Origin of the sequence: Nitratireductor arenosus (genome assembly GCF_009742725.1) — a bacterium.
Classification (GTDB): domain Bacteria; phylum Pseudomonadota; class Alphaproteobacteria; order Rhizobiales; family Rhizobiaceae; genus Mangrovimarina; species Mangrovimarina arenosa.
The window spans coordinates 57,880-80,972 of record NZ_WPHG01000001.1; the positions used below are offsets into that span (position 1 = coordinate 57,880).

General features: G+C 64.0%; 21 protein-coding genes. 20 read left to right on the forward strand and 1 reads right to left on the reverse strand.

Annotation, left to right across the window (positions count from 1 at the left end):
• The first annotated feature begins 177 nt into the window (after positions 1-177).
• The 12 genes from GN330_RS00305 (at position 178) to GN330_RS00360 (ending at position 12,647) form a co-directional block, all read left to right on the forward strand.
• Positions 178-1,122 carry a choline ABC transporter substrate-binding protein gene (locus GN330_RS00305; protein WP_156710585.1) on the forward strand — a complete coding sequence of 315 codons (945 nt, stop codon included), beginning with the start codon at positions 178-180 and terminating at the stop codon, positions 1,120-1,122.
• Positions 1,123-1,300: 178 nt separating this feature from the next.
• Positions 1,301-2,155 carry a choline ABC transporter permease subunit gene (gene choW, locus GN330_RS00310; protein ID WP_156710586.1) on the forward strand — a complete coding sequence of 285 codons (855 nt, stop codon included), beginning with the start codon at positions 1,301-1,303 and terminating at the stop codon, positions 2,153-2,155.
• Complete coding sequence (choV, locus tag GN330_RS00315; RefSeq protein ID WP_156710587.1) at positions 2,152-3,333, forward strand: choline ABC transporter ATP-binding protein; 1,182 nt, start codon at positions 2,152-2,154, stop codon at positions 3,331-3,333. The genes choW and choV overlap by 4 nt, the downstream gene beginning before the upstream one ends.
• 369 nt (positions 3,334-3,702) lie before the next feature.
• Positions 3,703-4,782: an ABC transporter ATP-binding protein gene (locus tag GN330_RS00320; protein ID WP_156710588.1), complete on the forward strand. Its 1,080-nt coding sequence runs from the start codon at positions 3,703-3,705 to the stop codon at positions 4,780-4,782.
• Positions 4,783-4,912: 130 nt separating this feature from the next.
• The gene (locus GN330_RS00325; RefSeq protein ID WP_156710589.1) at positions 4,913-6,001 is read left to right on the forward strand and encodes an ABC transporter substrate-binding protein; all 1,089 of its coding nucleotides are present in this window, start codon (positions 4,913-4,915) and stop codon (positions 5,999-6,001) included.
• 74 nt (positions 6,002-6,075) lie between these two features.
• A complete protein-coding gene (locus GN330_RS00330; RefSeq protein ID WP_156710590.1) occupies positions 6,076-7,341 on the forward strand; it encodes an ABC transporter permease in 1,266 nt (421 codons plus the stop codon).
• A 9-nt stretch (positions 7,342-7,350) separates the two neighbouring features.
• Complete coding sequence (locus tag GN330_RS00335; protein WP_156710591.1) at positions 7,351-8,202, forward strand: ABC transporter permease; 852 nt, start codon at positions 7,351-7,353, stop codon at positions 8,200-8,202.
• Between the two features lie 264 nt (positions 8,203-8,466).
• Positions 8,467-9,228: a 3-hydroxyacyl-CoA dehydrogenase gene (locus GN330_RS00340; protein ID WP_156710592.1), complete on the forward strand. Its 762-nt coding sequence runs from the start codon at positions 8,467-8,469 to the stop codon at positions 9,226-9,228.
• 17 nt (positions 9,229-9,245) lie between these two features.
• Positions 9,246-10,403: a CaiB/BaiF CoA transferase family protein gene (locus GN330_RS00345; protein WP_156710593.1), complete on the forward strand. Its 1,158-nt coding sequence runs from the start codon at positions 9,246-9,248 to the stop codon at positions 10,401-10,403.
• Positions 10,404-10,438: 35 nt separating this feature from the next.
• Complete coding sequence (locus tag GN330_RS00350) at positions 10,439-11,218, forward strand: HugZ family pyridoxamine 5'-phosphate oxidase (RefSeq protein ID WP_156710594.1); 780 nt, start codon at positions 10,439-10,441, stop codon at positions 11,216-11,218.
• 168 nt (positions 11,219-11,386) lie between these two features.
• A complete protein-coding gene (locus GN330_RS00355; protein ID WP_156710595.1) occupies positions 11,387-11,710 on the forward strand; it encodes an ArsR/SmtB family transcription factor in 324 nt (107 codons plus the stop codon).
• A 109-nt stretch (positions 11,711-11,819) separates the two neighbouring features.
• Complete coding sequence (locus tag GN330_RS00360; RefSeq protein ID WP_156710596.1) at positions 11,820-12,647, forward strand: TrmH family RNA methyltransferase; 828 nt, start codon at positions 11,820-11,822, stop codon at positions 12,645-12,647.
• Here the strand turns inward: GN330_RS00360 and GN330_RS00365 are convergent.
• On the reverse strand, positions 12,636-13,892 hold the full coding sequence (locus GN330_RS00365; RefSeq protein ID WP_156710597.1) for a coiled-coil domain-containing protein: 1,257 nt from the start codon (positions 13,890-13,892) through the stop codon (positions 12,636-12,638). The genes GN330_RS00360 and GN330_RS00365 overlap by 12 nt on opposite strands.
• 346 nt (positions 13,893-14,238) lie before the next feature.
• Here GN330_RS00365 and GN330_RS00370 point away from each other — a divergent pair, with 346 nt between their 5' ends.
• From GN330_RS00370 to GN330_RS00405, 8 genes are all read left to right on the forward strand, one after another.
• A complete protein-coding gene (locus tag GN330_RS00370) occupies positions 14,239-15,204 on the forward strand; it encodes a flagellin N-terminal helical domain-containing protein (RefSeq protein ID WP_156710598.1) in 966 nt (321 codons plus the stop codon).
• A 191-nt stretch (positions 15,205-15,395) separates the two neighbouring features.
• The gene (locus tag GN330_RS00375; protein WP_156710599.1) at positions 15,396-16,358 is read left to right on the forward strand and encodes a flagellin N-terminal helical domain-containing protein; all 963 of its coding nucleotides are present in this window, start codon (positions 15,396-15,398) and stop codon (positions 16,356-16,358) included.
• A gap of 133 nt (positions 16,359-16,491) precedes the next feature.
• Complete coding sequence (fliF, locus tag GN330_RS00380; protein ID WP_156710600.1) at positions 16,492-18,138, forward strand: flagellar basal-body MS-ring/collar protein FliF; 1,647 nt, start codon at positions 16,492-16,494, stop codon at positions 18,136-18,138.
• Positions 18,138-18,779 (forward strand): hypothetical protein, encoded by a 642-nt coding sequence (locus tag GN330_RS00385; protein WP_156710601.1) that lies wholly within the window; start codon positions 18,138-18,140, stop codon positions 18,777-18,779. The genes fliF and GN330_RS00385 overlap by 1 nt, the downstream gene beginning before the upstream one ends.
• Positions 18,776-20,029 carry a MotB family protein gene (locus GN330_RS00390; RefSeq protein WP_156710602.1) on the forward strand — a complete coding sequence of 418 codons (1,254 nt, stop codon included), beginning with the start codon at positions 18,776-18,778 and terminating at the stop codon, positions 20,027-20,029. The genes GN330_RS00385 and GN330_RS00390 overlap by 4 nt, the downstream gene beginning before the upstream one ends.
• Positions 20,026-21,330 carry a chemotaxis protein MotC gene (locus tag GN330_RS00395; RefSeq protein ID WP_156710603.1) on the forward strand — a complete coding sequence of 435 codons (1,305 nt, stop codon included), beginning with the start codon at positions 20,026-20,028 and terminating at the stop codon, positions 21,328-21,330. The genes GN330_RS00390 and GN330_RS00395 overlap by 4 nt, the downstream gene beginning before the upstream one ends.
• Positions 21,327-22,589, forward strand: coding sequence for a flagellar hook-length control protein FliK (gene fliK, locus GN330_RS00400; RefSeq protein ID WP_156710604.1), 1,263 nt, complete (start codon positions 21,327-21,329; stop codon positions 22,587-22,589). The genes GN330_RS00395 and fliK overlap by 4 nt, the downstream gene beginning before the upstream one ends.
• Positions 22,540-23,091 (forward strand): lytic transglycosylase domain-containing protein, encoded by a 552-nt coding sequence (locus GN330_RS00405; RefSeq protein WP_156710605.1) that lies wholly within the window; start codon positions 22,540-22,542, stop codon positions 23,089-23,091. The genes fliK and GN330_RS00405 overlap by 50 nt, the downstream gene beginning before the upstream one ends.
• The last annotated feature ends 2 nt before the right edge of the window (positions 23,092-23,093 follow it).

Below are 23,093 nucleotides of genomic sequence, written 5' to 3' on the forward strand. Positions count from 1 at the left end.
CACCGGTCATCCACGCAATTCGTGCAGTTTTGTCGCAACAAGCACACGGCGCGGCGGTGTCATCGCAGGCACGGCGCTTGAATCGACCGCAAAATGGTGTTTGGTTCGCACAACCAAAAAAATGGCGCCGACCGACGCCGTCGCGCTCCGTCCAGGCATCTCAACGGGAGAAAATTCATGCATCGCACCAAAACCTTCGCCATCGCGCTCGGCCTGACGGCCGCGTTGTCGGTCCAAGCCCAGGCCGCCGATCCCGAAAGCTGCAAGGAAGTGCGCTTCTCCGACGTCGGCTGGACCGACATCACCGCGACGACGGCGGCAACGTCCGTCATCATCGAGGCGCTCGGCTACCAGCCAAGCGTGGAGATTTTGTCGGTTCCGGTCACTTACAGGTCGCTGGCCTCCAACGACATCGACATCTTCCTCGGCAACTGGATGCCGACCATGGAAGCCGATATCCGTCCCTATCTCGACGACGGAACGGTGGAAACGATCACCACCAATCTCGAAGGCGCCAAGTATACGCTGGCGGTGCCGAAATACACCTTCGATGCCGGCCTGCAGAATTTCAGCGACATCGCCAAGTTCAAAGACAAGCTCGACGGCCAGATTTACGGTATCGAGGCCGGCAATGACGGCAATCGCCTGATCCTCGACATGATCGAGAACGACACGTTCGGCCTGTCGAGCTTCGAACTGGTGGAAAGCTCGGAAGCCGGCATGCTGTCGGCGGTGTCCAAGGCTGTCGGCAACAAGGAGGATGTGGTCTTCCTGGGTTGGGAGCCGCACCCGATGAACGCGAATATCGAGATGGCCTACCTGGCCGGCGGCGATGACGTTTTCGGCCCCAATTACGGCGGCGCGACCGTGCACACCAATGTGCGTGCCGGCTATGCCACGGAATGCCCGAATGTCGGAAAATTGCTCGAAAACCTCGTCTTCTCGCTCAAGATGGAAAACGAGATCATGGGCGCGATCCTCGATGACGGCGCGGAGCCGCAGGCCGCGGCGGCAGCGTGGCTGAAAGCCAACCCGGACGCGATCGCCCCGTGGCTGGACGGCGTGACCACGCTCGATGGCGGCGACGCCATGGCGGCGGTGAAGTCGGCACTAGGCACGTAATCGTCGATCACGGCTTCGGGGGCGTTTCCGCGACGGGAGCGGTTTGTGTCTTGCCGGCAATGTATGCCGCCGACAAGGCCGCGACCGGAGCCGGGCAGGGTCCGGTGACGTCCGGAAGCCGCGATACGAAATGAGCATGGGTGCACCGACCAGCGGCGCATCCGGTGGGGGCTAAGACATGGATCCGATTTCGGACTGGATCGCCAGCGTCAAGATACCGATCGGGCGGTGGGGCAAGCAGTTCTTCGACTTTCTGACCACCAATTTCGAGTGGTTCTTCGATTCGATAGCCGACGGGCTCAAATTCGTCCTCGACGGTCTCGTTGACATTCTGCTCCTGGCCCCGCCGGTCGTGCTCGTCGCCGCGATCGCCGCGCTCGCCTGGTACCTGCAGAGATCGTGGAAGCTCGCCCTGGCCGTCGCGCTGGGGCTTTTGTTCATCGTCAACCAAGACCTGTGGAAAGAAACCGTCGAGACGTTCGTCCTCGTCGTCGCCGCCGCCGCGGTGTCGATGGCTATCGGCGTGCCGATCGGCATCTGGGCCGCGCATAAGGAAAGCGTCTACCGATTCATGCAGCCGCTGCTCGACCTGATGCAGACCCTGCCGACCTTCGTCTATCTCATTCCGGTGCTGATCCTGTTCGGCCTCGGCATCGCGCCCGGTCTGATCGTGACCGTCATCTTCGCTTCGCCGGCGCCGATCCGGCTGACCTATCTCGGCATCACCTCGGTGCCCAAACCGATGCTGGAGGCCGGCGAAGCCTTCGGCGCCACCAAACGCCAGCTTCTGTGGAAGGTCGAACTGCCGGCGGCGCTGCCGACCATCATGGCCGGGCTGACCCAGTGCATCATGCTGTGCCTGTCGATGGTGGTAATCGCGGCGCTGATCGGCGCCAACGGCCTCGGCAAGCCGGTTGTGCGGGCGCTGAACTCGGTCAATATTCCGCTCGGCCTGGAAGCCGGGTTAGCGATCGTCATCGTGGCGATCATCCTCGACCGCATGTCGCGCATCGGGCGGGGAGACGCCAAATGAGCACGGCGGTCGAGTTTCGCAATGTCGACATCATCTTCGGCGAGCAGCAGGCGGCGGCGCTCGCCCTGCTCGACAAAGGCGCCGATCGGGCCGAAATCCTGGAGAAGACGGGCAGCGTTCTCGGCTGCGCGGGCTGCAGTCTGACCATCGAGGAAGGCGAGATCTCGGTGCTGATGGGCCTGTCGGGCTCGGGCAAATCGACCCTGCTGCGCGCGGTCAACCGCCTGAACGCGGTCACGAGGGGCGAGGTGATCGTGCATGCCGACAACTGGCAGGCCGATGTGGTTTCCTGTTCGGAGGCCGAATTGCGCAAGATCCGCCGCGAATGCGTGGCGATGGTCTTCCAGCAATTCGCCTTGCTGCCGTGGCGGACAGTCGCGGAAAATGTCGGGTTTGGCCTGGAACTGGCCGGCGTGCCGGACAAGGAGCGGCGCGAACGGGTGGCGCGACAACTCGAACTCGTCCACCTTGACCAATGGGCGGACAAATACGCGCACGAACTGTCGGGCGGCATGCAGCAGCGCGTCGGGCTCGCCCGTGCCTTCGCCACCGAAGCGCCGATCCTTCTGATGGACGAGCCGTTTTCCGCGCTCGACCCCCTCATTCGTACGAAGCTCCAGGACGAATTGCTGCAGCTCCAAAGCGATCTGAAAAAGACGATCATCTTCGTCAGCCACGACCTGGAAGAGGCGCTGAAGATCGGCAACCGCATCACCATCATGGAAGGCGGGCGCATCGTGCAGTCGGGTTCGCCGGAAGAGATCGTGCTGGAGCCCGCAAACGATTACGTGCGCGATTTCATTTCCAACGTGAATCCGCTTTCGGTGCTGACGGCATGGAACGTGATGCGCGACCGGCGCGACCTGGATATCGGCAGCGACGGCTGGGTCTGGCTCGACCGCCGGCAGACAACCCGCTTCCGGCTCGACGAAAACATGCTGGTCATCGGCGCCGAGCGCAACGGAAAGCCCGCCATCTGGGCGGCGTGCGACCCGCTCGAAACCCTGCCGGAAGACACCCACCAGGTTTACTGGGCCAAACCGGGCACGCCGCTGAAGGCAGTTATGCACGCCATGCACCAATCGCAAACCGCGCCGGTCGCCGTATTCGACGAGCAGTCACGCTTCGTCGGCGCAATCGGCATCCGCGACGTGCTCGGAGCCGTGCTGCGCCGGTAACACGGCGGGGCGAGCCGCAGCGGCCGGCAAGCCCTACGACTATTCGTCGTGTACTTTGTACCGGGTTTTCCAAGAATCCGCGCATATTTTCATATTTTTCACACCGTGAATAACAGCGCGATAATTACTTCACGAACTTGAGAAATATTCATAAGAGACTTTACAATCGAAAATCGAAGGGAATAATTTCAGGAAAGCTAATTTTCAAATGAATATGCAAGCCAGAAGGGTTTGATCGAGCGGCTATATTCCTCTAGGGTCACAAAAAATGACCAGAGGGAGAAAACATTGAATGAGCTAGTCGACGAGGAGCGCAAGGTCGGGCAGTCATCGAGACCGCGGCCTGAAAGCGCGCCTTCCGACCAACCGATGGTCCTCTTTGAGGAAGTACAGAAATCCTATGACGGCGAGACCCTCGTCGTAAAAAACCTCAATCTCCGCCTCGAGCGGGGTGAATTCATGACCATGCTCGGACCGTCCGGGTCCGGCAAAACCACCTGCCTGATGATGGTCGCCGGCTTCGAGCCGGCAACGCATGGCGAAATCTATCTCGACGGCCAGCCCATCAACAGCGTGCCGCCGCACAAACGCGGCATCGGGATGGTTTTTCAGAACTACGCGCTGTTTCCCCATCTCACGATAGCGGAAAATCTCGCTTTTCCGCTCGAGGTGCGCGGTTTCGACAAGGCCGAGCGCGAGAAGAAGGTTCAGCGCGCGCTCGATATGGTGCAGATGGGCGAAGGCGGCTTTCACGGACGCCGGCCGGCCCAGCTATCCGGCGGTCAGCAGCAACGCGTGGCGCTCGCCCGCGCACTGGTGTTCGAGCCGGAACTGGTCTTGATGGACGAGCCGCTCGGCGCGCTCGACAAACAGCTGCGCGAACATATGCAGTTCGAGATCAAGCACCTGCACGAATCGCTCGGCGTCAGCGTGATCTACGTCACCCACGACCAGAGCGAGGCGCTGACGATGTCGGACCGGGTCGCGGTCTTCAATGACGGCGTCATCCAGCAGCTCGCCTCGCCGGAAGAGCTCTATGAAAAGCCGGAAAACAGTTTCGTCGCCCAGTTCATCGGCGAGAACAATACGCTTGTCGGCAAGATCAGATCGATCAATGACGGCATCGCGCGCGTTCTTTTGAACGACGGCGAGGAGGTGATGGCGCTGGCGATCAATGCCGGCCCCGGCGAGCGCACCCAGCTTTCCATCCGGCCCGAGCGTGTCGAGATCGACCCTGACGAAAGCGTCACGGATCACACCGTGACGGGACGCGTCGAGGAGGTGATCTATCTCGGTGACCATATCCGCACCCGCATGACGGTCGCCGACAACAGCGCCTTCGTGGTCAAGACCCGCAACCGGCTCGGCGCACGCCGCTTCAAGGCCGGCGAAAGCGTGCGGGTCGGGTGGGCGACCGAGGATTGCCGGGCCCTCGACCACGGCGACTGAGCGCCTGGCGCGAGCACGATCCGAACAGGTCATCCGGCGGACTTTGAGAGAAAAAACAAACGCCGGACACAAACTCGATGTGTCTTTCATCCCGAAGTTAAAGCAGTAAAAATCAAAGGAAGGTGTCAGTATGAAACGGGTTCTGATCTTGACCGGCACGGTTGCGGCCATCGCGTTTGGCGGTGCGATCGCGCAGGACAAACAACTGACGATCGTCTCCTGGGGCGGCGCCTATTCGAAGTCCCAGATCGAGGCGTACCACAAGCCCTACACCGAAAAGACCGGCGTGGAGATCCTCAACGAGGACAAGTCGGCCAACGCATTGGCCGGCATTCGCGCCCAGGTCGAGGCCGGCAATGTGACCTGGGACGTGGTCGACATGCTGCAGGCCGACGCCCAGCGCGCCTGCGACGAGGGCCTGGTGATGGAAGTGCCGCATGACGAGTGGCTCAAGGCGGCCCCCGACGGCACGCCGGCCTCCAAGGACTTCATCGAAGGCACGCTCGGCCCCTGCTTCATTCCGCAGATCCTCTATGCCACGATGTTTGCCTACAATACCGAAGCGTTCCCCGATGGCGGCCCGCAGACGGTCGTGGACGTCTGGGATGTGGAAAAATTCCCCGGCACAAGGGCACTGCAGCAGATCCCGCAAAAGAACCTCGAATGGGCCCTGCTGGCCGACGGCGTGGAGACCGACAAGGTCTACGAGGTACTCGCCACCGAGGAAGGCCAGGATCGTGCCTTCGCCAAGCTCGACGAGATCAAGGACAACGTGATCTGGTGGTCGGAAGGCGCGCAGCCGCCGCAGATGCTGGCCGACAAGGAGGCGGTGATCGCCACCGCCTATAATGGTCGCATCTTCAACGCGCAGGTCAACGAAGACCAGCCGTTCGAGATCATGTGGGATCACCAGATGTTCGAGACCGATGGCTGGGTGGTGCCGGTCGACACCGGCAATCTCGACACCATCAAGGACTATCTGGCGTTCGCGACCGATACGCAGCGCCTCGCCGATCAGGCCAAGTACATCTCCTACGGTCCGGCCCGCAAATCTTCGGCACCGCTGGTGGGAATGCTCGAGGGCACGGATATCGACATGAAACCGCACATGCCGACCAATCCGAAAAACCTCGAAACCGCGATCCCGTTCGACGTCCAATTCTGGGCCGATTACGGCGACGCGCTTGAAGAGCGTTTCAACGCCTGGGTCGCCGGCTGACCCGACGATCGCGGCGGGGCGCCATCGCGCCCCGCCCGTTCCACCGCAATACCCGAATCCGACCGGACGGACACATGGCATCGTCACGAAAGACTTCCCGCGCGCCCATCCTGGCAGCCGACGGCACGCCGCTGAAGCAGGCGCTGCACCGCTCGCAGAGAGCAGAACGACGCCGGGCCTTCGCGCTGGTGGCGCCGCTTCTGTTCTTCCTCTTGATCGTCTTCGTCGTGCCCATTCTCGCGATGATCTGGCGTTCGGTCTACAATCCCGAAATCCGAGGCTACCTGCCGCAGACCGCCGCGGCGCTCCAGGAATGGGACGGAGAAGACGTGCCGCCCGAACCGGTGTTCCAGGCCATGGCCGCCGACATGATCGTCGGTATCGAAAACCGCACCATCGGCCGCGCCGCCGCGCGCATCAACCGCGAAATCCCGGGCGCGCGCAGCACCGTGATGCGCACCGCCCGCAAGGTCGACGGATGGTCGGCGCCCTATCGCGAAAAGTTTCTCGACGCAGACGGCGACTGGGCCAATCTCGAACTCTGGCACATACTGAAGCGTGAATCGCGCCTGCTGACGCCAACCTATTATCTGCTTGCGGTCGACTATGAATACAATTCCAAGGGCGAGATTGCGCCGCGTCCGGAGATCTACCAAGTCTATACGGGGCTGTTTTTCCGCACCGCCTGGATGAGCATTCTGATCACGCTAATCTGTGTGGTGCTGGCCTATCCGATCTCCTACATGCTGGCGACCCAGCCGACACGGATCGCCAATTTGCTTTTGATCCTGGTGCTCTTGCCGTTCTGGACCTCGCTGCTGGTGCGCACCTCGGCCTGGATCGTGCTGTTGCAGCAACAGGGTGTCATCAACGAGCTTCTGGTAGCGGTCGGCGTCATCGGCGACGATGGCAGGCTGCGGATGATCTACAACCGCACCGGCACGATCGTGGCCATGACCCACATCCTGTTGCCGTTCATGGTGCTGCCGCTCTATTCGGTGATGAAGACCATTCCACCGAGCTATCTCAGAGCCGCGAAATCGCTCGGCGCGCATCCGTTCCGCGCCTGGTGGCGGGTCTATTTCCCGCTCACCGTTCCCGGATTGGCGGCCGGCTGCATCCTCGTCTTCATCCTGGCGATCGGTTACTACATCACACCGGCGCTGGTCGGCGGCGACAGCGGCATCTTCATCTCCAACCTGATCGCGCAGAACATGCAGGGATCGAGCGCACAGCTCAAGCTGGCGGCCGCGCTGGCGACCATCCTGCTGGTCGCCGTGCTGATCGTCTACTGGGTGTTCAACAAGCTGGTCGGCGTCGACCGGCTGAAGTTCGGATAGGAGACGCGCATGGCCCTGCCCTCATATGCAACGCCGGTCGAGCGCATCTGGCATTATGCCTTCAATGTGATCTGCGGGCTGATCTTCTTCTTCCTGATCGCCCCGATCATCGTCATCATTCCGCTCGCCTTCAACGCCGAACCTTATTTCACCTTCACGCGCGAGATGCTGACTTTCGATCCGCAGGGCTATTCCCTGCGCTGGTTCGACAATCTGTTCAGTTCGTCGGAATGGATGAGTTCGATCCGCAATTCCTTCATCATCTCGATCGCCTCGACGATTGTCGCCACCGCGCTCGGCACATTGGCCGCACTCGGACTGAACCGTCCCAGCATGCCGGCGCGGGGACTGATCACCGCCGTGCTGATTTCGCCGATGATCGTACCGCTGATCATCACGGCCGCCGCCCTGTTCAGCTTTTTCGCCCGCGCCGGCCTTTCGCAAACCTTTCCGGGCATCATCCTCAGCCATGTCGTGCTCGGAACGCCGTTCGTGGTGCTGACTGTGACGGCCTCGCTCGCCGGCTTCAACGAGACGCTGATCCGTGCCTCGCAAAGTCTCGGCGCCAACCAGACGCGCACCTTCTTCAAGGTGATCCTGCCGCTGCTTCTGCCCGGCGTGATCTCGGGCGCACTGTTTGCCTTCGTCACCTCGCTGGACGAGGTGGTGATCGTCAATTTCATGGCCGGCCCGGAACAGACGCCGATGACGGTGCGCATGTTCTCCGGACTGCGGGAGGAAATCAGCCCGACCATCCTGGCGCTGGCGAGCCTGCTGGTGGCGCTCTCGATCCTGCTCTTGAGCACGCTGGAGATGATCCGGCGCCGCAACGAGCGGCTGCGCGGCATGTCGCCTGGCTGACGGAAACCGGTTATCCGAGGGGAACGCGGCGCGCACGGGCAGCAAAGACCCGGCGCGTCGCGTTGTTTGGCGCCGGCGCCGCGCGGTGGTACGGACGCAACTGCAATCGACGGGAGACCCACTCCCGTCAGGCCCGCAATTTTCCGCGTGATCGTCACCGCAATCGGCCGACCTTGTCGCAGTCGCGCTTGCGCAGCCGCCTCGGCGGGCGCTACGATGGGGTTGAATGGTTCTATTTCATAACATTGTTGGAGGACACTCATCATGAACCCATCGGGCGAGGTTGCGATCGTCACAGGCGGCGGCTCGGGACTGGGCGAGGCGACGGCGCGGGCGCTGGCCGCCAAGGGCGCCAGAATCGCTATTCTCGACGTCGGCATGGAGCGCGCGCAGAAAGTCGCCGACGAACTCGATGGCATCGCAGTGCGCTGCGACGTTTCCGGCGCGGAGAGCGCCGAAGCCGCGATCGCGGAGGTGGCCGACAGGCTGGGTGGACCGCGCATGCTGGTCAATTGCGCCGGCATCGCCATCGCGATGAAGACCACCGGCAAGGACGGCGCGCATTCGCTCGATGCCTACCGCAAGGTGATCGAGGTCAATTTGATCGGCACCTTCAATATGATCCGTCTTTTCGCCGTGCATTGCGAGAAGCTGGAGCCGTTGGACGGCGGTGAACGCGGCGTGATCGTCAACACCGCCTCGGTGGCGGCCTTCGACGGGCAGGTCGGTCAGGTGGCCTATTCCTCCTCCAAGGGCGGCGTGGTCGGCCTCACCCTGCCTGTGGCGCGCGATTTGTCGCGCGCGGGCATCAGAGTATGCACCATCGCACCGGGCATTTTCCGCACCCCGATGATGGCAGGCCTGCCCGAGGAGGCGCAGCAATCGCTCGGCCAGCAGGTACCCTTCCCGCCGCGTCTGGGCGAGCCGTCGGAATATGCCGCGCTCGCCTGCCACATCGTGGATAACCAGATGCTCAACGGCGAGACCATCCGCCTCGACGGCGCGATCCGTATGGCCCCCCGCTGAACCGAGGACGGCGGGCAATGGAGAGCACGCAGCGCACCGGGCCGCTCGCCGGCCTCAAGGTCGTCGAGATGGCGGGGATCGGCCCGGTGCCGCTCGCCGGTCTTATGCTCGCCGAAATGGGCGCAAAGGTTCTCCGCGTCGAGCGCCTGCGTAGCGGGCGCCCGTTCCTGAACATTCCCGAGGCCTTCGATCTCGACCGCCACGGTCGCGACACGCTCAAGATCGACCTCAAACACGCCGACGGCGTGACGCTGGTGCGCGGGCTCGCCGCCGGGGCCGACATCGTCATCGAGGGCTACCGGCCCGGCGTCATGGAACGGCTGGGGCTGGGGCCGGAGGTGCTGTGCGCCGACAATGCCGGGCTCGTCTATGGCCGCATGACCGGTTTCGGCCAGGACGGGCCGCTCGCCGAACGGGCCGGGCACGACCTGACCTATCTGGCGCTGTCCGGCGTCCTGCACGCGATCGGCCCTAGAGACGGCAAGCCACTGCCGCCGCTCAACCTCGTCGCCGACTATGGCGGCGGGACGATGTTCCTGATCGCCGGCGTGCTGGCCGCCCTGGTAGCGCGGGCGCGCACCGGTAAAGGCCAGGTGGTCGACGCGGCGATGATCGACGGCGCCTCAATGCTCGCCGCGCCGTTCTTCGCCTTCATGGCGGCCGGCATCTGGCAAGACAAACGTGGCGCCAACCTGCTCGATTCGGGCTGCCCGTTCTATGACACCTACGAGACGGCCGATGACAAACACGTCGCCGTCGCCTGTCTGGAGCCACAGTTCTTCGCCGAATTCGCCCGCCTGCTGCCGCTCGAGGAACGCCTGGCTAAGGCGCAATACGACACGGCGCGCTGGCAGGAGATGCGCGCCGCGATCGCTGCCAGGCTGAAATGCGAACCACGCGACCACTGGGCGTCGCTGTTCGCAGACACCGATGCCTGCGTGGCACCGGTGCTGTCGCTCGCCGAAGCGCCGGCGCATCCGCACAACCGGGCGCGGGCGACCCATGTCGAGACCGGCGGCTTGACCCGGCCCGGCCCGGCGCCCCGTTTCGCCAGAACCCCGTCGGCGCCGCTCGGACCGTCGGCCGCGCGGCCCACCGCCGCCATTCTCGGCGATTTCGGCATCGAGGAGACCAGGGCCGAAACCCTCGTCGACGCCGGTATTCTCGGCGTATAAACAGCATGGATAATGCGGCCGTGCCGCGGGACAAAATGACCGACAAGAAACCCGATCCGATCCGCGAAACCGATGCCGAATCGATCCGGCTCGCCAGCACGCTGATACGCACGGCCCGTTTTGGGGCGCTGGCCGTGCTCGACCCGAAGACCGGGGCGCCCTCGGCAAGCCGAGTGGCAACCGCGACCGATCTCGACGGTACCCCGCTGATCCTGGTGTCCGCGCTATCCGGCCACACCGCCGGGCTGACGGCCGATCCGCGCTGCTCGTTGCTGCTCGGCGAGCCCGGCAAGGGCGACCCGCTCGCCCATCCGCGCATCACGCTTAGCTGCCGCGCCGAAAAGCTCGACCGCAACGCGGCCGATGGCGCGCGCGCCCGCCGCCGCTACCTCAACCGGCACCCGAAGGCAAAGCTCTATGCCGATTTCGGCGATTTTTCCTTCTTCCGGCTCGCCCTTCAGAGCGCCAGTCTGAATGGTGGATTTGGCAAGGCCTATCTGTTGGGACGGGCCGATCTCGTCGCCGAACATCCGGCCAATTCGGGGCTGGCCGAAACAGAACAGGGCGCCATCGATCACATGAACGCCGACCACCGCGACGCGATCGCTGCCTATGCCCGCCATTTCGCCGGCGCCAGGGACCGGCGCGCATGGCTTTTGACCGGCATCGATGCCGGGGGTCTGGACATCGCCAGCGGTACCGAGGCCCGGCGGATTTTCTTCCCCCGCGTCCTAACCGACGCCGCCGATTTGCGCAGCGTACTCGTCGATATGGCGAAAACGGCGCGAAAACACGAAGCATCCACGACTTCGTGAGACCAAGCGGCATTATTTGACGCGCCTGCGCTTTCGTCCGCTTCGAATCTGGACTAACTTCATTGATACAGGGGGTAATGGCCGGGTATGGGGCACCTGGTCGGGTCGGTTTCTGATCCTGGCTTCCTGAAACAACGATTAGATCAATCCCCTCGCAGGAGGCGGACATTGGCACCAGTACAACTCTTGGCTCATGCCGACACCGCAGCAGAATTCCTAACCGCTTTCGCGAACAGCAAGCGAATACAGATCATGTGCGAGATCCTCGGGCGCGAATTGCCGGTCGGCGTGATCGCCTCGAAGGTCGGGCTTAGCCAGTCAGCGCTCTCGCAGCATCTGGCCCGTCTACGCAATCTCGGCCTGGTGCACACGCGCCGGGACAAGCAGACCATCTATTATTCCTGCGGGTCGGAGGACGTCAGAAGGCTGTTTAAGGCCCTCGACGACATTTTCGCCGACGATGACGAGCACACGGTTTCCAAGCAGCGCTGACCGCCCCATACCCGCGGGTACAAGCGCTTTCAGCGCGCCCCGACCCGGTTCACAGTTCCGTCGACTTGGCCGATGATCGTATTTTCGTATCGGTTCCGGATTCGCCCGCATGCCAGCCCAGATCATTCCCGTCGACGATCCGGCCGACCCCCGGCTCGCCCCCTATCGCGATATCCGCGAACGCGACCTGGTCGGCCGCCAGGGCCGCTTCATCGCCGAAGGCAAGGTCGTGCTCAATGTTTTGTTGCGGCAAAGCCCGTTCGAGACGGAATCGCTACTCCTGCTGGAAAACCGGCTTGCCGGGGTTGACGAGCTGATCGAGGCCGCGCCGGACGGCGTGCCGGCCTATGTGTGCCCGGCAGCGGTGCTTGACGCGGTAGCGGGATTTCACGTCCATCGCGGCATCCTGGCGCTCGGCCGCCGGTCAGCGGCGCGCGAGCTCGACGCGGCTCTCGAGGCGCTTCCGGCGAACGCGCTGGTGATCGTTCTGGCCGGCCTCGCCAATCACGACAATATCGGCGCCATCTTCCGCAACGCCGCCGCCTTCGAAGCCGATCTGGTCGTTCTCGACGAAACCGCTGGCGATCCGCTCTACCGCAAGGCGATCCGCGTCTCGGTCGGCGCAGCGCTCAAGGTTCCGTTCGTGCGCGCCGGCGCGGTGGCGACGATAACCGAACGGCTTGCCGCGCACGACTTCGACTGCCTGGCCTTGTCGCCGTCGGGCGGCACGTCCGTCGGCGCGTACCGCCCCGGCCGGCGCCGCGCGCTGTTTTTCGGCAGCGAAGGTCCCGGGCTGCCGGAACCGGTCATGCGGTCGATGCGTACGATACGCATCCCAATGTCGGAGCGGTTCGACAGTCTGAACGTCGCGGCGGCCTCCGCCATTGCCCTGCACCGGCTGTGGCACGGCGCGGACGCGGCGGGCTCAGCGGACTGAGGCTGCTTCCTTCAGCGCGCGAACCCGATCGGCGAGACTCGTCGCGGGCGAGCCCTTGCCGCCCGAGAGTGTCTGCGCCGGAATTTCACCGGCCTTCGCCAGTTCCTCTCCGATCGGCGAGTCGGGACCGTCGAGCATCTCGGTCAGCTTGACCACCTCGGCGGCGAGATCGTTGATCTGCTCGCGCAGCAGCGCGTTTTCCCGGCGCTGCTCATCCCAATCGTCCGAGCGGGCCCGCGTATGGGTAGACAATTCGCTCTTCAGCTTGCGGTTTTCACGCAGGATAAGCTTCATGCGCTCCTCGAGCCGCTCGCGCTGCTCATCGACCCTGGCAATTGCCTTTTCAACATCGCCGCCGGTCGCACCCGACAACAGCGTCGACATCTGCAGGGTCAGATCGGCAATTTCAGCTTCAAGCTGGACCCGGTTCTTTTCCGATTCGGCAAGCTCGGCGCCGAGATCGCTTTCCGTCCTGGACGAGCCCTTGAGTTGCGCGCGCAGCCGGGCGAGTTCCTTCTCGCGCCGGTCAAGCTTGTCTTCGCGATCGCTCAACGTGGTGGTCAGCCGCTCCAGCCTCTTCTCCAGCCCGCCGCCCTTCTTCTTCTCGGCGCGTAGGGTTTCCTGCAAGAGTTTGCTTTCCGCAACCGCCTCGCGCAGGCGCCGTTCGGCGTCTTTTCGCTGCTCGCGCAACGTGCTGACATCGCCGGAGACGCGCTCGAAATCCGCCTCGCGCGCGACCAATTCGATCTGTCGGTTGCTGGCGGTAAGACTGGCTTCGTCATACATGCGGCCGAGCTTGTCGAGTTCGACCGCCTTGTCCTCGATATCCCGCTCGGTCTCGGCCAGCCGCTCGCCGAGACGCTGCAGGCGGTCCTCGCGCTGGCGCAACTCGTCGCGCAACTCGCCGGCCTGCTTTTCGAGTTCGGTGATCGCGTCGTTCTTTTCCGCACGTTCGGCAACCAGCTTCTTGAGCTGCTCCTGGTTGCGGTTGATCTCGATGATCTGGTTGGCGGCCTTTTCGCGAAACGTCTGGATGCTCATTTCGAGGCGCCGTGTCGACATGGCGAATTCCGCGCGCATGCGGTCCTTGTCAGCCTCGATCTCGCCCAACGACAACGGCACCGAGGCCTCGATCCGCCTTCGGGTGAGCGCGACAGCGCGCCGCCACAGCGCGGGCGCGATCATCAGCGCGAGAAAGGCCGCGCATAAAAAACCCAGTGAGAAGAATAATGTGGATTCGATCAAGGCCGAACGCCCCGCCAAGCTTCAGGTCGTGGTACCGCTCCGACAAGATGCCACAGCGGCGCTGTCACGATCCATAGCCCACCAACGTTTACTTTGCCTTAAGGTTAAGGTCGGCGCCTTGGCCTGCTGCCGGTAGCTCTCGTTAAGGTTTTGTTAGACAATTCCCTGAAATTCCTGCCAAAAATTATCGGTTTGGTAAATTTTCCCTGTCAGAACATGGTTAAGCAGGATGGATCGGCGACCTGACTGAAGGGTGTCGACCGGCATGATGCCAAACCGTCTTACCGGTGAAGTCCGGTATGTCCCTGTTCGTTAGTTTGTGACAGTCAGTAAGGGACAGTCCCCCATGTCGAGTATTATGACCAACGCGTCGGCTATGACCGCGCTCAAGACCCTCCAGGCCACCAACAAGGCTCTCGAAACCACCCAGGCTCGCATCTCCACCGGCTACCGCGTCGGCGAAGCGAGCGACAATGCCGCCTACTGGTCGATCGCCACCACCATGCGCTCCGACAACAAGGCTCTCTCCACCGTCCAGGACGCGCTCGGCCTCGGTGCCGCCAAGGTCGACACCGCCTATACGGGTGTGAAGGCCGCGATCGAGGTCGTCGACGAGATCAAGGCCAAGCTGGTGGCCGCCCGCGAGCCGGGCGTCGACCGCACCAAAATCCAGTCCGAGATCACCGCGCTGCAGGGCCAGTTGACCTCGAACGCGGCCGCCTCGACCTTCTCGGGCGAGAACTGGCTGTCGGTTGATTCCGACGCGGCCAATTACAATGCCACCAAGTCGATCGTCTCGTCCTTCAACCGCGCCGCCGACGGCTCCGTGTCGGTCTCAACCATCTCGATCAACACCCTCACCGTCAAGCTGTTCGACGCCGGCGCCGACGCGGCTGCGGCCGGCACCGGCATTCTCGACGGCCGGTACGACGCCGCCACCGGCGCGCTGCTCGCCGACCAGTCGGCCGGCGGCTTCCGCGTGGTGGATCTCAGCATCTCGGCCCTGACCAACAGCGCCGCCGACCTGACGACGCTCGAGAACTACATCAAGGGCGTCGACGACGCGATCGGCAAGATGACGACGGCCGCGTCCGATCTGGGCGCGGTAAAGAAGCGTATCGACTTGCAGACGACCTTCGTCTCCGACCTGATGGACACCATCGATCGCGGTGTGGGGACGCTGGTCGATGCCGACATGAACAAGGAATCGACCCGCCTGCAGGCCCTTCAGGTCCAGCAGCAGCTCGGCATCCAGGCCCTGTCGATCGCGAACCAGAACTCGCAGTCGATTATGTCGCTGTTCCGCGGCTAGCGACACGGTTAACCGACCGTCTCCACCCCATTAACTGAATCAAAATGTCCCGGCCTTACAAAGGGTCGGGACATTAGTCGTTTCAGGACGGATCAAAGCCCGTGTTTCGGGTGCTTGATTGGCATGATGCCGAGCCGTCTTACCGGTGAAATCCGGTATGTCGAGTATCTGCGTTTTGTAAGGGGACACCCATGTCGAGTATCATGACCAACGCGTCGGCTATGACCGCGCTCAAGACCCTCCAGGCCACCAACAAGGCTCTCGAAACCACCCAGAATCGCATCTCCACCGGCTACCGCGTCGGCGAAGCGAGCGACAATGCCGCCTACTGGTCGATCGCCACCACGATGCGCTCCGACAACAAGGCCCTGTCGACGGTCCAGGACGCGCTCGGCCTCGGTGCCGCCAAGGTCGACACTGCCTATACCGGCATGAAGGCCGCCATCGACGTCGTCGACGAGATCAAGGCCAAGCTGGTGGCCGCCCGCGAGCCGGGCGTCGACCGCACCAAGATCCAGGCCGAGATCACCGCGCTGCAGGGCCAGTTGACCTCGAACGCCAGCGCCTCGACCTTCTCGGGCGAGAACTGGCTGTCGGTTGATTCGAGCGCCGCCGGTTACAGCGCGACCAAGACCATCGTTGCCTCGTTCACCCGCGCCACGGACGGCTCCGTGTCGGTCGGCACGATTTCGGTCGACACGTCCAGCACCAAGCTGTTCGATTCCGCCGCCGACGCGGCTGCGGCCGGCACCGGCATTCTCGACGGCCGTTACGACGCCGCCACCGGCGCGCTGCTCGCCGACCAGTCGGCCGGCGGCTTTACCGTCGCCTCGCTGGACATCTCGGCCCTGACCAACAGCGCCGCCGACCTGACGACGCTCGAGAACTACATCAAGGGCGTCGACGATTCGATCGGCAAGATGACGACGGCCGCATCCGATCTCGGCGCCGCCAAGAAGCGCATCGATCTCCAGACCGAATTCGTCGGCAACCTGATGGACACCATCGATCGCGGCGTGGGGACGCTGGTCGATGCCGACATGAACAAGGAATCGACCCGTCTGCAGGCCCTTCAGGTCCAGCAGCAGCTCGGCATCCAGGCCCTGTCGATGGCCAATTCCAACTCGCAGTCGATCCTGTCGCTGTTCCGCTAACCGGCATCGCGGCGCACCCGCGCCGCGCATGAGACGATCCGGGCCGCGCTCCTGAGGGGCGCGGCCCGATTTCATTCTCGCGCAAGCTTCGCGCATTAGTCTTCCCGGGCCATTCACTCCGGGACGACGCGCTTTGCCTGAACAACTCCAGAAAATCGCCGACAATCTCAAGGCGCTGGGCACCCAGCGCCTGATGGTCATGGGCGGCATGGCCGCTCTCGTGATGGCGGTCATCACGGTGGCCTCGATCTATTTGAACCGGCCGGCGATGGAGACGCTTTACGTCGGTCTCGACCGTGGCGACGTCAACAGGATCGGCGTGGTGCTGGGCGAAGCGGGCGTCACCTACGACATCGGCGCGGAAGGGGCTTCCGTCATGGTATCGTCCGGCCAGGCCGGCCGCGCCCGCATGATCCTCGCCGAAAAGGGACTGCCGGCCAGTTCCAACGCCGGTTACGAGCTTTTCGACAATGTCGGCTCGCTGGGCCTGACCTCCTTCATGCAGGAAGTGACGCGCGTGCGTGCGCTCGAAGGCGAGATCGCCCGCACCATCCAGTCGATCGCCGGCATCAAATCGGCGCGCGTCCATATCGTGATGGCCGAGCAGGCCAATTTCCGTCGCGGAGAGCAGAAGCCGACGGCCTCTGTCGTCATCCGCACCGGCGGCGTCGATGCCACGCGCAGCGCCAATTCGATCCGCCATCTCGTCTCGGCGGCGGTTCCCGGACTGACCGCCGACAACGTGACCGTGCTCGACGCGGACGGTTCCCTGCTGGCGGCGGGAGAGGATCCGACCACCAGCTCGCTCAACCAGTCGATCTCCATCCAGAGAACGGTCGAAAGCCAGATCGCCGACAACATCTACCGCGCGTTGTCACCCTATCTCGGACACGAGAACTTCCGCGCCAGCGTCAAGGCGGTGGTCAACACCGATAGCCGCCAGATCGAGGAGACCATCTTCGATCCCGATTCGCGGGTCGAACGCTCGATCCAGGTCATCCGCGAAAACGACAATTCCAACAAGAGCACGGCCGCCGCCCCTGCGTCGGTCGAACAGAACCTGCCCGACGAAAACGCCGGCGGCGCGGCGACCCCGCAATCGAGCGAGGAGCGCGAGCGCAAGGAAGAGATCACCAATTACGAATTGAACTCCAAGCGCATTGCCACGGTCAGCAACGGCTATTCGATTTCGCGGCTCTCGATCGCGGTCGTGGTCAATCGCGAGCGGCTGGCTGCCGTGCTCGGCGAAGGCGCGACGCCGGAAATGGTCGAGGCCCGCGTCGCCGAAATTCAGCAGGTGGTGTCGACCGCCGCCGGGCTCGACGAGGAACGCGGCGACAAGATCAACGTCACCGCCCTTTCCTTCGTCGACGCAATGGAGGCCGAGGCGGCGGCGGCGCCCAGCTATCTGGAAATCGCCGCGCAATATACCGGTTCGATGGTGAACGCGCTCGCCTTTATCGTCGTCGCCTTCCTGGTGTCCTGGTTCGGCCTGCGTCCGCTCGCCGGCATGCTGACCAAGGCGGAGGAGCCGGAAGGGCCGAATTTTGACGATCTGCAGCTTTCCATCGGCTCGCCGCTCGACAACATCGCCCTGCCCGATCCTCTGGCCGAGATGTCGCCGAACGAAAATGACGTGATGGAAGAGCTGAAGATGCGCTTGCGGCCCGTGCCGCAGGAGCGTCTCGCGCAGATGGTGGATCTCAACGAGGAGCGCACCGCCGCCATCCTGCGTAAATGGACCCAGGGCGAGAGCGTCGGCGAGGCGATGGCGGGCTGATGGCGAACTTGTCGCTCGCGGACATTCTGGTCGATTTCGGCAAGCGGGACGAACCCGCGCCGTTCGAGACGCCGATGCCGGATTTCGACATGCCGCTCGGTATCGAGCCGATGCCACCCGAACCGGACCTGCCAGATGTCGACGCCCTGATCGCCGAAGCGGTCGAAAAGGCGGTGGCCGAAGCCACAGCGCGACTGGACGCGGACCATGCCGCGGCACTGGAAGCCGAACGGGAAAGGCATGTCGCCGAGGTCGAAACGCTTCAGGCCGGTCTCGGCGAGGACCTGGGAGCCAAAATCCGGGAGAGTTTCGACGCCACCGAGAAACGATTGCTGGATCTGACCGCCGAGGTGGTGACGCGCGTTCTGGGACCTGTTCTGGCCGAGGATCTGCAACGCCGCTCCGTGTCGCGGCTGGCCGAAATCATCCGCACCTCTGTCCGCGACGCCGAAACGACCAAGATTCGGGTCCATGGACCGATGTCGCTCTACCAGGCGCTCGAAGACGCGCTCGGCGAGCAGGCGCGCCTGCTGGAATTTACCGAATCGAACGGCCTCGATCTTTCCGTCGTCCTTGACGGCAGCGTCTACGAGACGCGGCTTTCCGAATGGTCCGTCTCGGCCGCGGAGGTGCTGGCATGAACACCGACAAGTCCGACCACCCGCACGAGATCATCATCGTCAAGCACAGCCGCGGCGACGACCATGATGCCCATCATGGCGGCGTTTGGAAGATCGCCTTTGCCGACTTCATGACTGCGTTGATGTGCTTCTTTCTTGTCATGTGGCTGATCAATGCCGCGAATGAGGAAACCAAGGTTTCGGTCGCCAGCTATTTCAACCCGATCAAGCTGGTTGACCGCAACTCGAGCCGGCGCGGTCTCGATGATGCTGGCTCCGGACCGCAGAAGGAACAAGGCTCCGACAGTACCGAGGAGTCCGACAAATCCACCAAGTCGAAGGGGCCGTCGACCAGCGGCGCCGGCGATGAACGCAGTGCCACGGCTGGCGACAGCACCGATTCGGCGTCGGATGAACATCTGTTTTCCGATCCCTACGCCGTGCTGGCCGAAATCGCCGCCGAATCCGGCGAACTCCAGAACCTGAGCGCCAAGGGCGACGGCGGCGCCGCCACCTCGGGCGCGGCCACCGGCGCCTCGGGCGGCGAATCCTACCGCGATCCGTTCGCGCCCGATTTCTGGTCCAAGCAGGTCGAACAGGACGAGCCCGGCGAACCCGACCTGTTCGAAGCGCCCCAGGTCAAAAACGCCGCCGAAGGCGCCGACCCGCGCGCCGGTATTAGGCACGAGGATTTCGAGGACGATCCGTTCGCACCCACTGTCGAGGAAAAGCCGAACGAAAAGGACGACGCGGACGCGAAGGTGGATGATGAAAACGGCGACGCCGAACCCGAAAAGCCCGATGCCGCCGCCCTGGCGGAGGCCAAGGAGATCAGCGAGGAATTGGCCAAGGCCTTCGGAACCGGCGAGAAGATTTACGACGGCATTTCGGTAACCCCGACCGACCGCGGCGTGATGGTCTCCCTGACCGATCAGCTCGACTACGGCATGTACGAGATCGGCTCCGCAGTACCGCGCCGCGACCTGGTTCTGGCGATGGAAAAGGTCGCGGCGGTGCTGAGCACACACAAAGGCGCGATTGCGATCAACGGCCATACCGACGGCAGGCCGTTCCGCAGCGAGGATTACGACAATTGGCGGCTTTCGACCGCCCGCGCCCATTCCGCCTATTACATGCTGGTGCGCGGCGGCCTGGACGAAAAGCGTATCCGCGAAGTCGCCGGTTATGCCGACCGCCAGCTCAAGGTGCCGGACGATCCGTTCGACGATCGGAACCGACGCATCGAAATCGTCCTGGAGACGAAAGGGTGATCGCGCGGCTTCTCCTGGTCGGCGCGCTGATCGCGACCGCCCCCGTCTCGGTGGCCGCGCAGGGCGCCGCGATGGCGCCGTTCAAGGTCGTTCGGTCACTGCAGCTGGTGCAGGATCGCCTGGCTCGCGGCGACCATGCCGCCCTGCCCATGCAGCGCAAGCTGCTCGAACTCACCGATGAGCGCTTCCGCGCCGTCACCCGGAAAGAGCTGGAGGACCGCCGCAACTTCACCGCACTGATGGTCTACGCGATGAGCGGCGGCAACCCCGCCACGCTCGACGTGGTGCTCTCGCGCACCATGCCGGCCGGCAACGACCGCGCGCTTGGGCTGGGCGTTCTGGCCTATATGCGCGGCCAGTTGCCGAGGGCCGCCCAGGCGCTCGCCGACATCGACCCGATGACTCTCGAACCCGAGGTCGGCGCCTATCTGGCGCTGGTGAAGGGCTCGATCATCGCGCTCAGCCAACCGGGCACGGCCCTTGGCTTCATGGACCAGGCACGGCTGCTGGCGCCCGGCACACTGGTCGAGGAAGCCGCGCTACGGCGCTCGCTGCCGGCCTGCATCACGCTTAACCAGCCCGAGCGTTTCATGACGGTGGCCGAGCAATATACGCGCCGGTTCCTGCGCTCGCCTTATGCAAGCGAATTCGCCGATGCCTTCGTCGAGGGCCTCGTCGCCTTTCACGACCGTATCGGCGCACAGAAGATCGACCGCATCGTGTCGCTGATGCGTCCCGCCCAGCAGGAGGCCATCTATCTGCGGCTTGCCCGTCGCAGCACCATCAAGGGACAGGCCGAGCGCTCGGCCTTCGCCTCGACCAAGGCGCGCGAGGTCGCGCGCCAGACCGACGAGCCGGAAGACCCGCGCGCCGTGCTTTACGCCGCCCTTGCCTCGATCACCTCGGAAAACGCCCAAGACGTCGTGGCAACGCTCGAAAAGGTCGATCCGGCCATGCTGTCGCCGCGCGACAGACGCCTTTTCCAGGCGGCACGCGCGATCGCGGCGGAGATGCTGTCCCCACCGGCACCTCCCGCGCCGGAGACGGAAACGGCGGCGCTCGAAACCCAAGACAAGGCCGAGGCCGGGGCACCGGCCGTCGCGCCACGGGCGGAAAAAACCGCGGAACCGCTTCCCACGACCGCGAATGAGCCCGAGATCCCGGCGATCGACACCGCGGCCGCCCCCGACACGGATGACGAAACCTACCGGCGCGGGTCCGAACTCGTCACCTCGGTGCGCGAGAAACTCGATGCGATCGACCGGATGCTGGAAGAGGAAGAGGAGGTGGAACGCCCATGACCGACATTTCCGGCCTGGCCGCCGCTGCCCCCCCGGCGAACGCGCGACTTGCACGTCGCGAGGCGGAACCGGCAAACGACGCATTCTCCAGCATCCTGCAGCGCGGGCAAGACAAGCGGCCGGAGCCTGGAAACGAACCGGACGACGCCGCGACGAACCGCCCCGAAGGCAAAGACGACACCGTCATGGAAGGGCGGCAACCGGCCAATTCGGCAGAGGCGGACGGGTCTGAGCGCCGCCAGCGTCCGCCGGCGCCTGTCGAAGGTCCGTTCACCCTGTTGCGTCATCCCGGCCTCTCCCTGCGGACGGCCAGCGAAGGCGACAACAGCACCGTGGCGCTTGACGGGGAGAAGGACGAAAGCGAGCCTTCCGGCGACGAGGCCGAGCCGGCGATGCCGGAAGCGGCGGACATGACGGACACGACGGCGATCCCGCCGCTGGTGCCGGCCGAAACGCCGCGTCGCGCAAATGGCGGTGGCGCGTCCGGAGCAACTCCCGTGGCTGACACCCGCGACGGCCGCCGGCCGGAAGCCGCGCAAGTGCGCGCCATGGCCGCGGAGACAGCTCCCATCGAGGAGGAAGCGCCCCGAAACGACCAGCCGCGCACGACAGCGCAGGAGCCAGGCGCGAACCACCGGGCGCCCCCGCCGGTCGCCGGCGAGCCCGTCGACCCGCTGCCGATCAAGGTCAAGGTGCTCGCCGAGGCCAGCCACCTTGGCCTCGGTCCATCCCAATCGGGCGAAACCGTGTCGGCGCTGGCGAAATCCATCGCCGCCGACCGCGGTACGAGCGAGTTTGCGCGTGTCGCCGCGAGCGCCTCGGATACACCCGGAGTCAATAGGCAAGCGCCGGTCCGCGATCTCACGATTCAGCTTCAGCCGATTTCCCTGGGGACGGTGAACGCGCGGCTGCGCACTCAGGGAGAACAACTCATGGTGGAAATTCGCGTCGACAATGCCGAGGCGTTTCAGCGGCTTTCGGTCGAGCGGGATGCGCTCGCGGCCTCCCTGCGCGGGCTGGGGTTCAAGGTCGACGACGTCACGATCGTCCAGCAGCCCGCTCCCGCCAACGCGGCCCAGGCTGGTCTGTCCCCGCGCGACGGAAACGGCTCGCCAGGGTTTTCGCCGGGTGCCCGCGAGCAGAACGAAAACCGATCCCACACGGGCGATCACTCGCGACGCGACAACCAAAAAGGAGGCTCGAATACGGATGCGCGCACTGGCGATTCCGGTCCTGCTTCTGGCGGCATTTACATCTGAAATCGCCGCCGCCAATCCCTGCGAGGGCGAGATCCTGCGCGCGTCTGAAAAATACGGCGTGCCGGCGGGAATACTATATGCTGTGGGCCTTACGGAAACAGGCCACAAGGGAAGCCTTCAACCTTTCGCGCTCAACATAGAGGGGCGAGCCGTCTTCGCTCGCGACAAGGCCGAGGCGATCCGGACCTTCACCGAGGCGAGATCGGGCGGCGCCAAGCTGATCGATCTCGGCTGCATGCAAATCAATCACCACTATCACCGCGCCCGGTTTACCGGGGTGGCGGACATGCTCGACCCGCGCCGCAACGTCGACTACGCCGCGCGATTTTTGGCCGAGCTGAAAAAACGCCACACGAGCTGGTCGATGGCCGTCGCGCGCTATCACGCCGGGCCCGACAACGACCCCGCACAAAAGCGTTACGTGTGCCGCGTGATCCAGAATATGGTTGCAACCGGCTTCGGTCGCTGGACCACGAACGCCCGGGCATTCTGCAACCAATAGAT

Excerpts from the sequence above, each read along its gene's own strand:
- GN330_RS00305 (WP_156710585.1), top strand. The coding sequence starts at position 178 with ATGCATCGCACCAAAACCTTCGCCATCGCGCTCGGCCTGACGGCCGCG.
- choW (WP_156710586.1), top strand. The coding sequence starts at position 1,301 with ATGGATCCGATTTCGGACTGGATCGCCAGCGTCAAGATACCGATCGGG.
- choV (WP_156710587.1), top strand. The coding sequence starts at position 2,152 with ATGAGCACGGCGGTCGAGTTTCGCAATGTCGACATCATCTTCGGCGAG.
- GN330_RS00320 (WP_156710588.1), top strand. The coding sequence starts at position 3,703 with ATGGTCCTCTTTGAGGAAGTACAGAAATCCTATGACGGCGAGACCCTC.
- GN330_RS00325 (WP_156710589.1), top strand. The coding sequence starts at position 4,913 with ATGAAACGGGTTCTGATCTTGACCGGCACGGTTGCGGCCATCGCGTTT.
- GN330_RS00330 (WP_156710590.1), top strand. The coding sequence starts at position 6,076 with ATGGCATCGTCACGAAAGACTTCCCGCGCGCCCATCCTGGCAGCCGAC.
- GN330_RS00335 (WP_156710591.1), top strand. The coding sequence starts at position 7,351 with ATGGCCCTGCCCTCATATGCAACGCCGGTCGAGCGCATCTGGCATTAT.
- GN330_RS00340 (WP_156710592.1), top strand. The coding sequence starts at position 8,467 with ATGAACCCATCGGGCGAGGTTGCGATCGTCACAGGCGGCGGCTCGGGA.
- GN330_RS00345 (WP_156710593.1), top strand. The coding sequence starts at position 9,246 with ATGGAGAGCACGCAGCGCACCGGGCCGCTCGCCGGCCTCAAGGTCGTC.
- GN330_RS00350 (WP_156710594.1), top strand. The coding sequence starts at position 10,439 with ATGACCGACAAGAAACCCGATCCGATCCGCGAAACCGATGCCGAATCG.
- GN330_RS00360 (WP_156710596.1), top strand. The coding sequence starts at position 11,820 with ATGCCAGCCCAGATCATTCCCGTCGACGATCCGGCCGACCCCCGGCTC.
- GN330_RS00370 (WP_156710598.1), top strand. The coding sequence starts at position 14,239 with ATGTCGAGTATTATGACCAACGCGTCGGCTATGACCGCGCTCAAGACC.
- GN330_RS00375 (WP_156710599.1), top strand. The coding sequence starts at position 15,396 with ATGTCGAGTATCATGACCAACGCGTCGGCTATGACCGCGCTCAAGACC.
- GN330_RS00385 (WP_156710601.1), top strand. The coding sequence starts at position 18,138 with ATGGCGAACTTGTCGCTCGCGGACATTCTGGTCGATTTCGGCAAGCGG.
- GN330_RS00390 (WP_156710602.1), top strand. The coding sequence starts at position 18,776 with ATGAACACCGACAAGTCCGACCACCCGCACGAGATCATCATCGTCAAG.
- fliK (WP_156710604.1), top strand. The coding sequence starts at position 21,327 with ATGACCGACATTTCCGGCCTGGCCGCCGCTGCCCCCCCGGCGAACGCG.
- GN330_RS00405 (WP_156710605.1), top strand. The coding sequence starts at position 22,540 with ATGCGCGCACTGGCGATTCCGGTCCTGCTTCTGGCGGCATTTACATCT.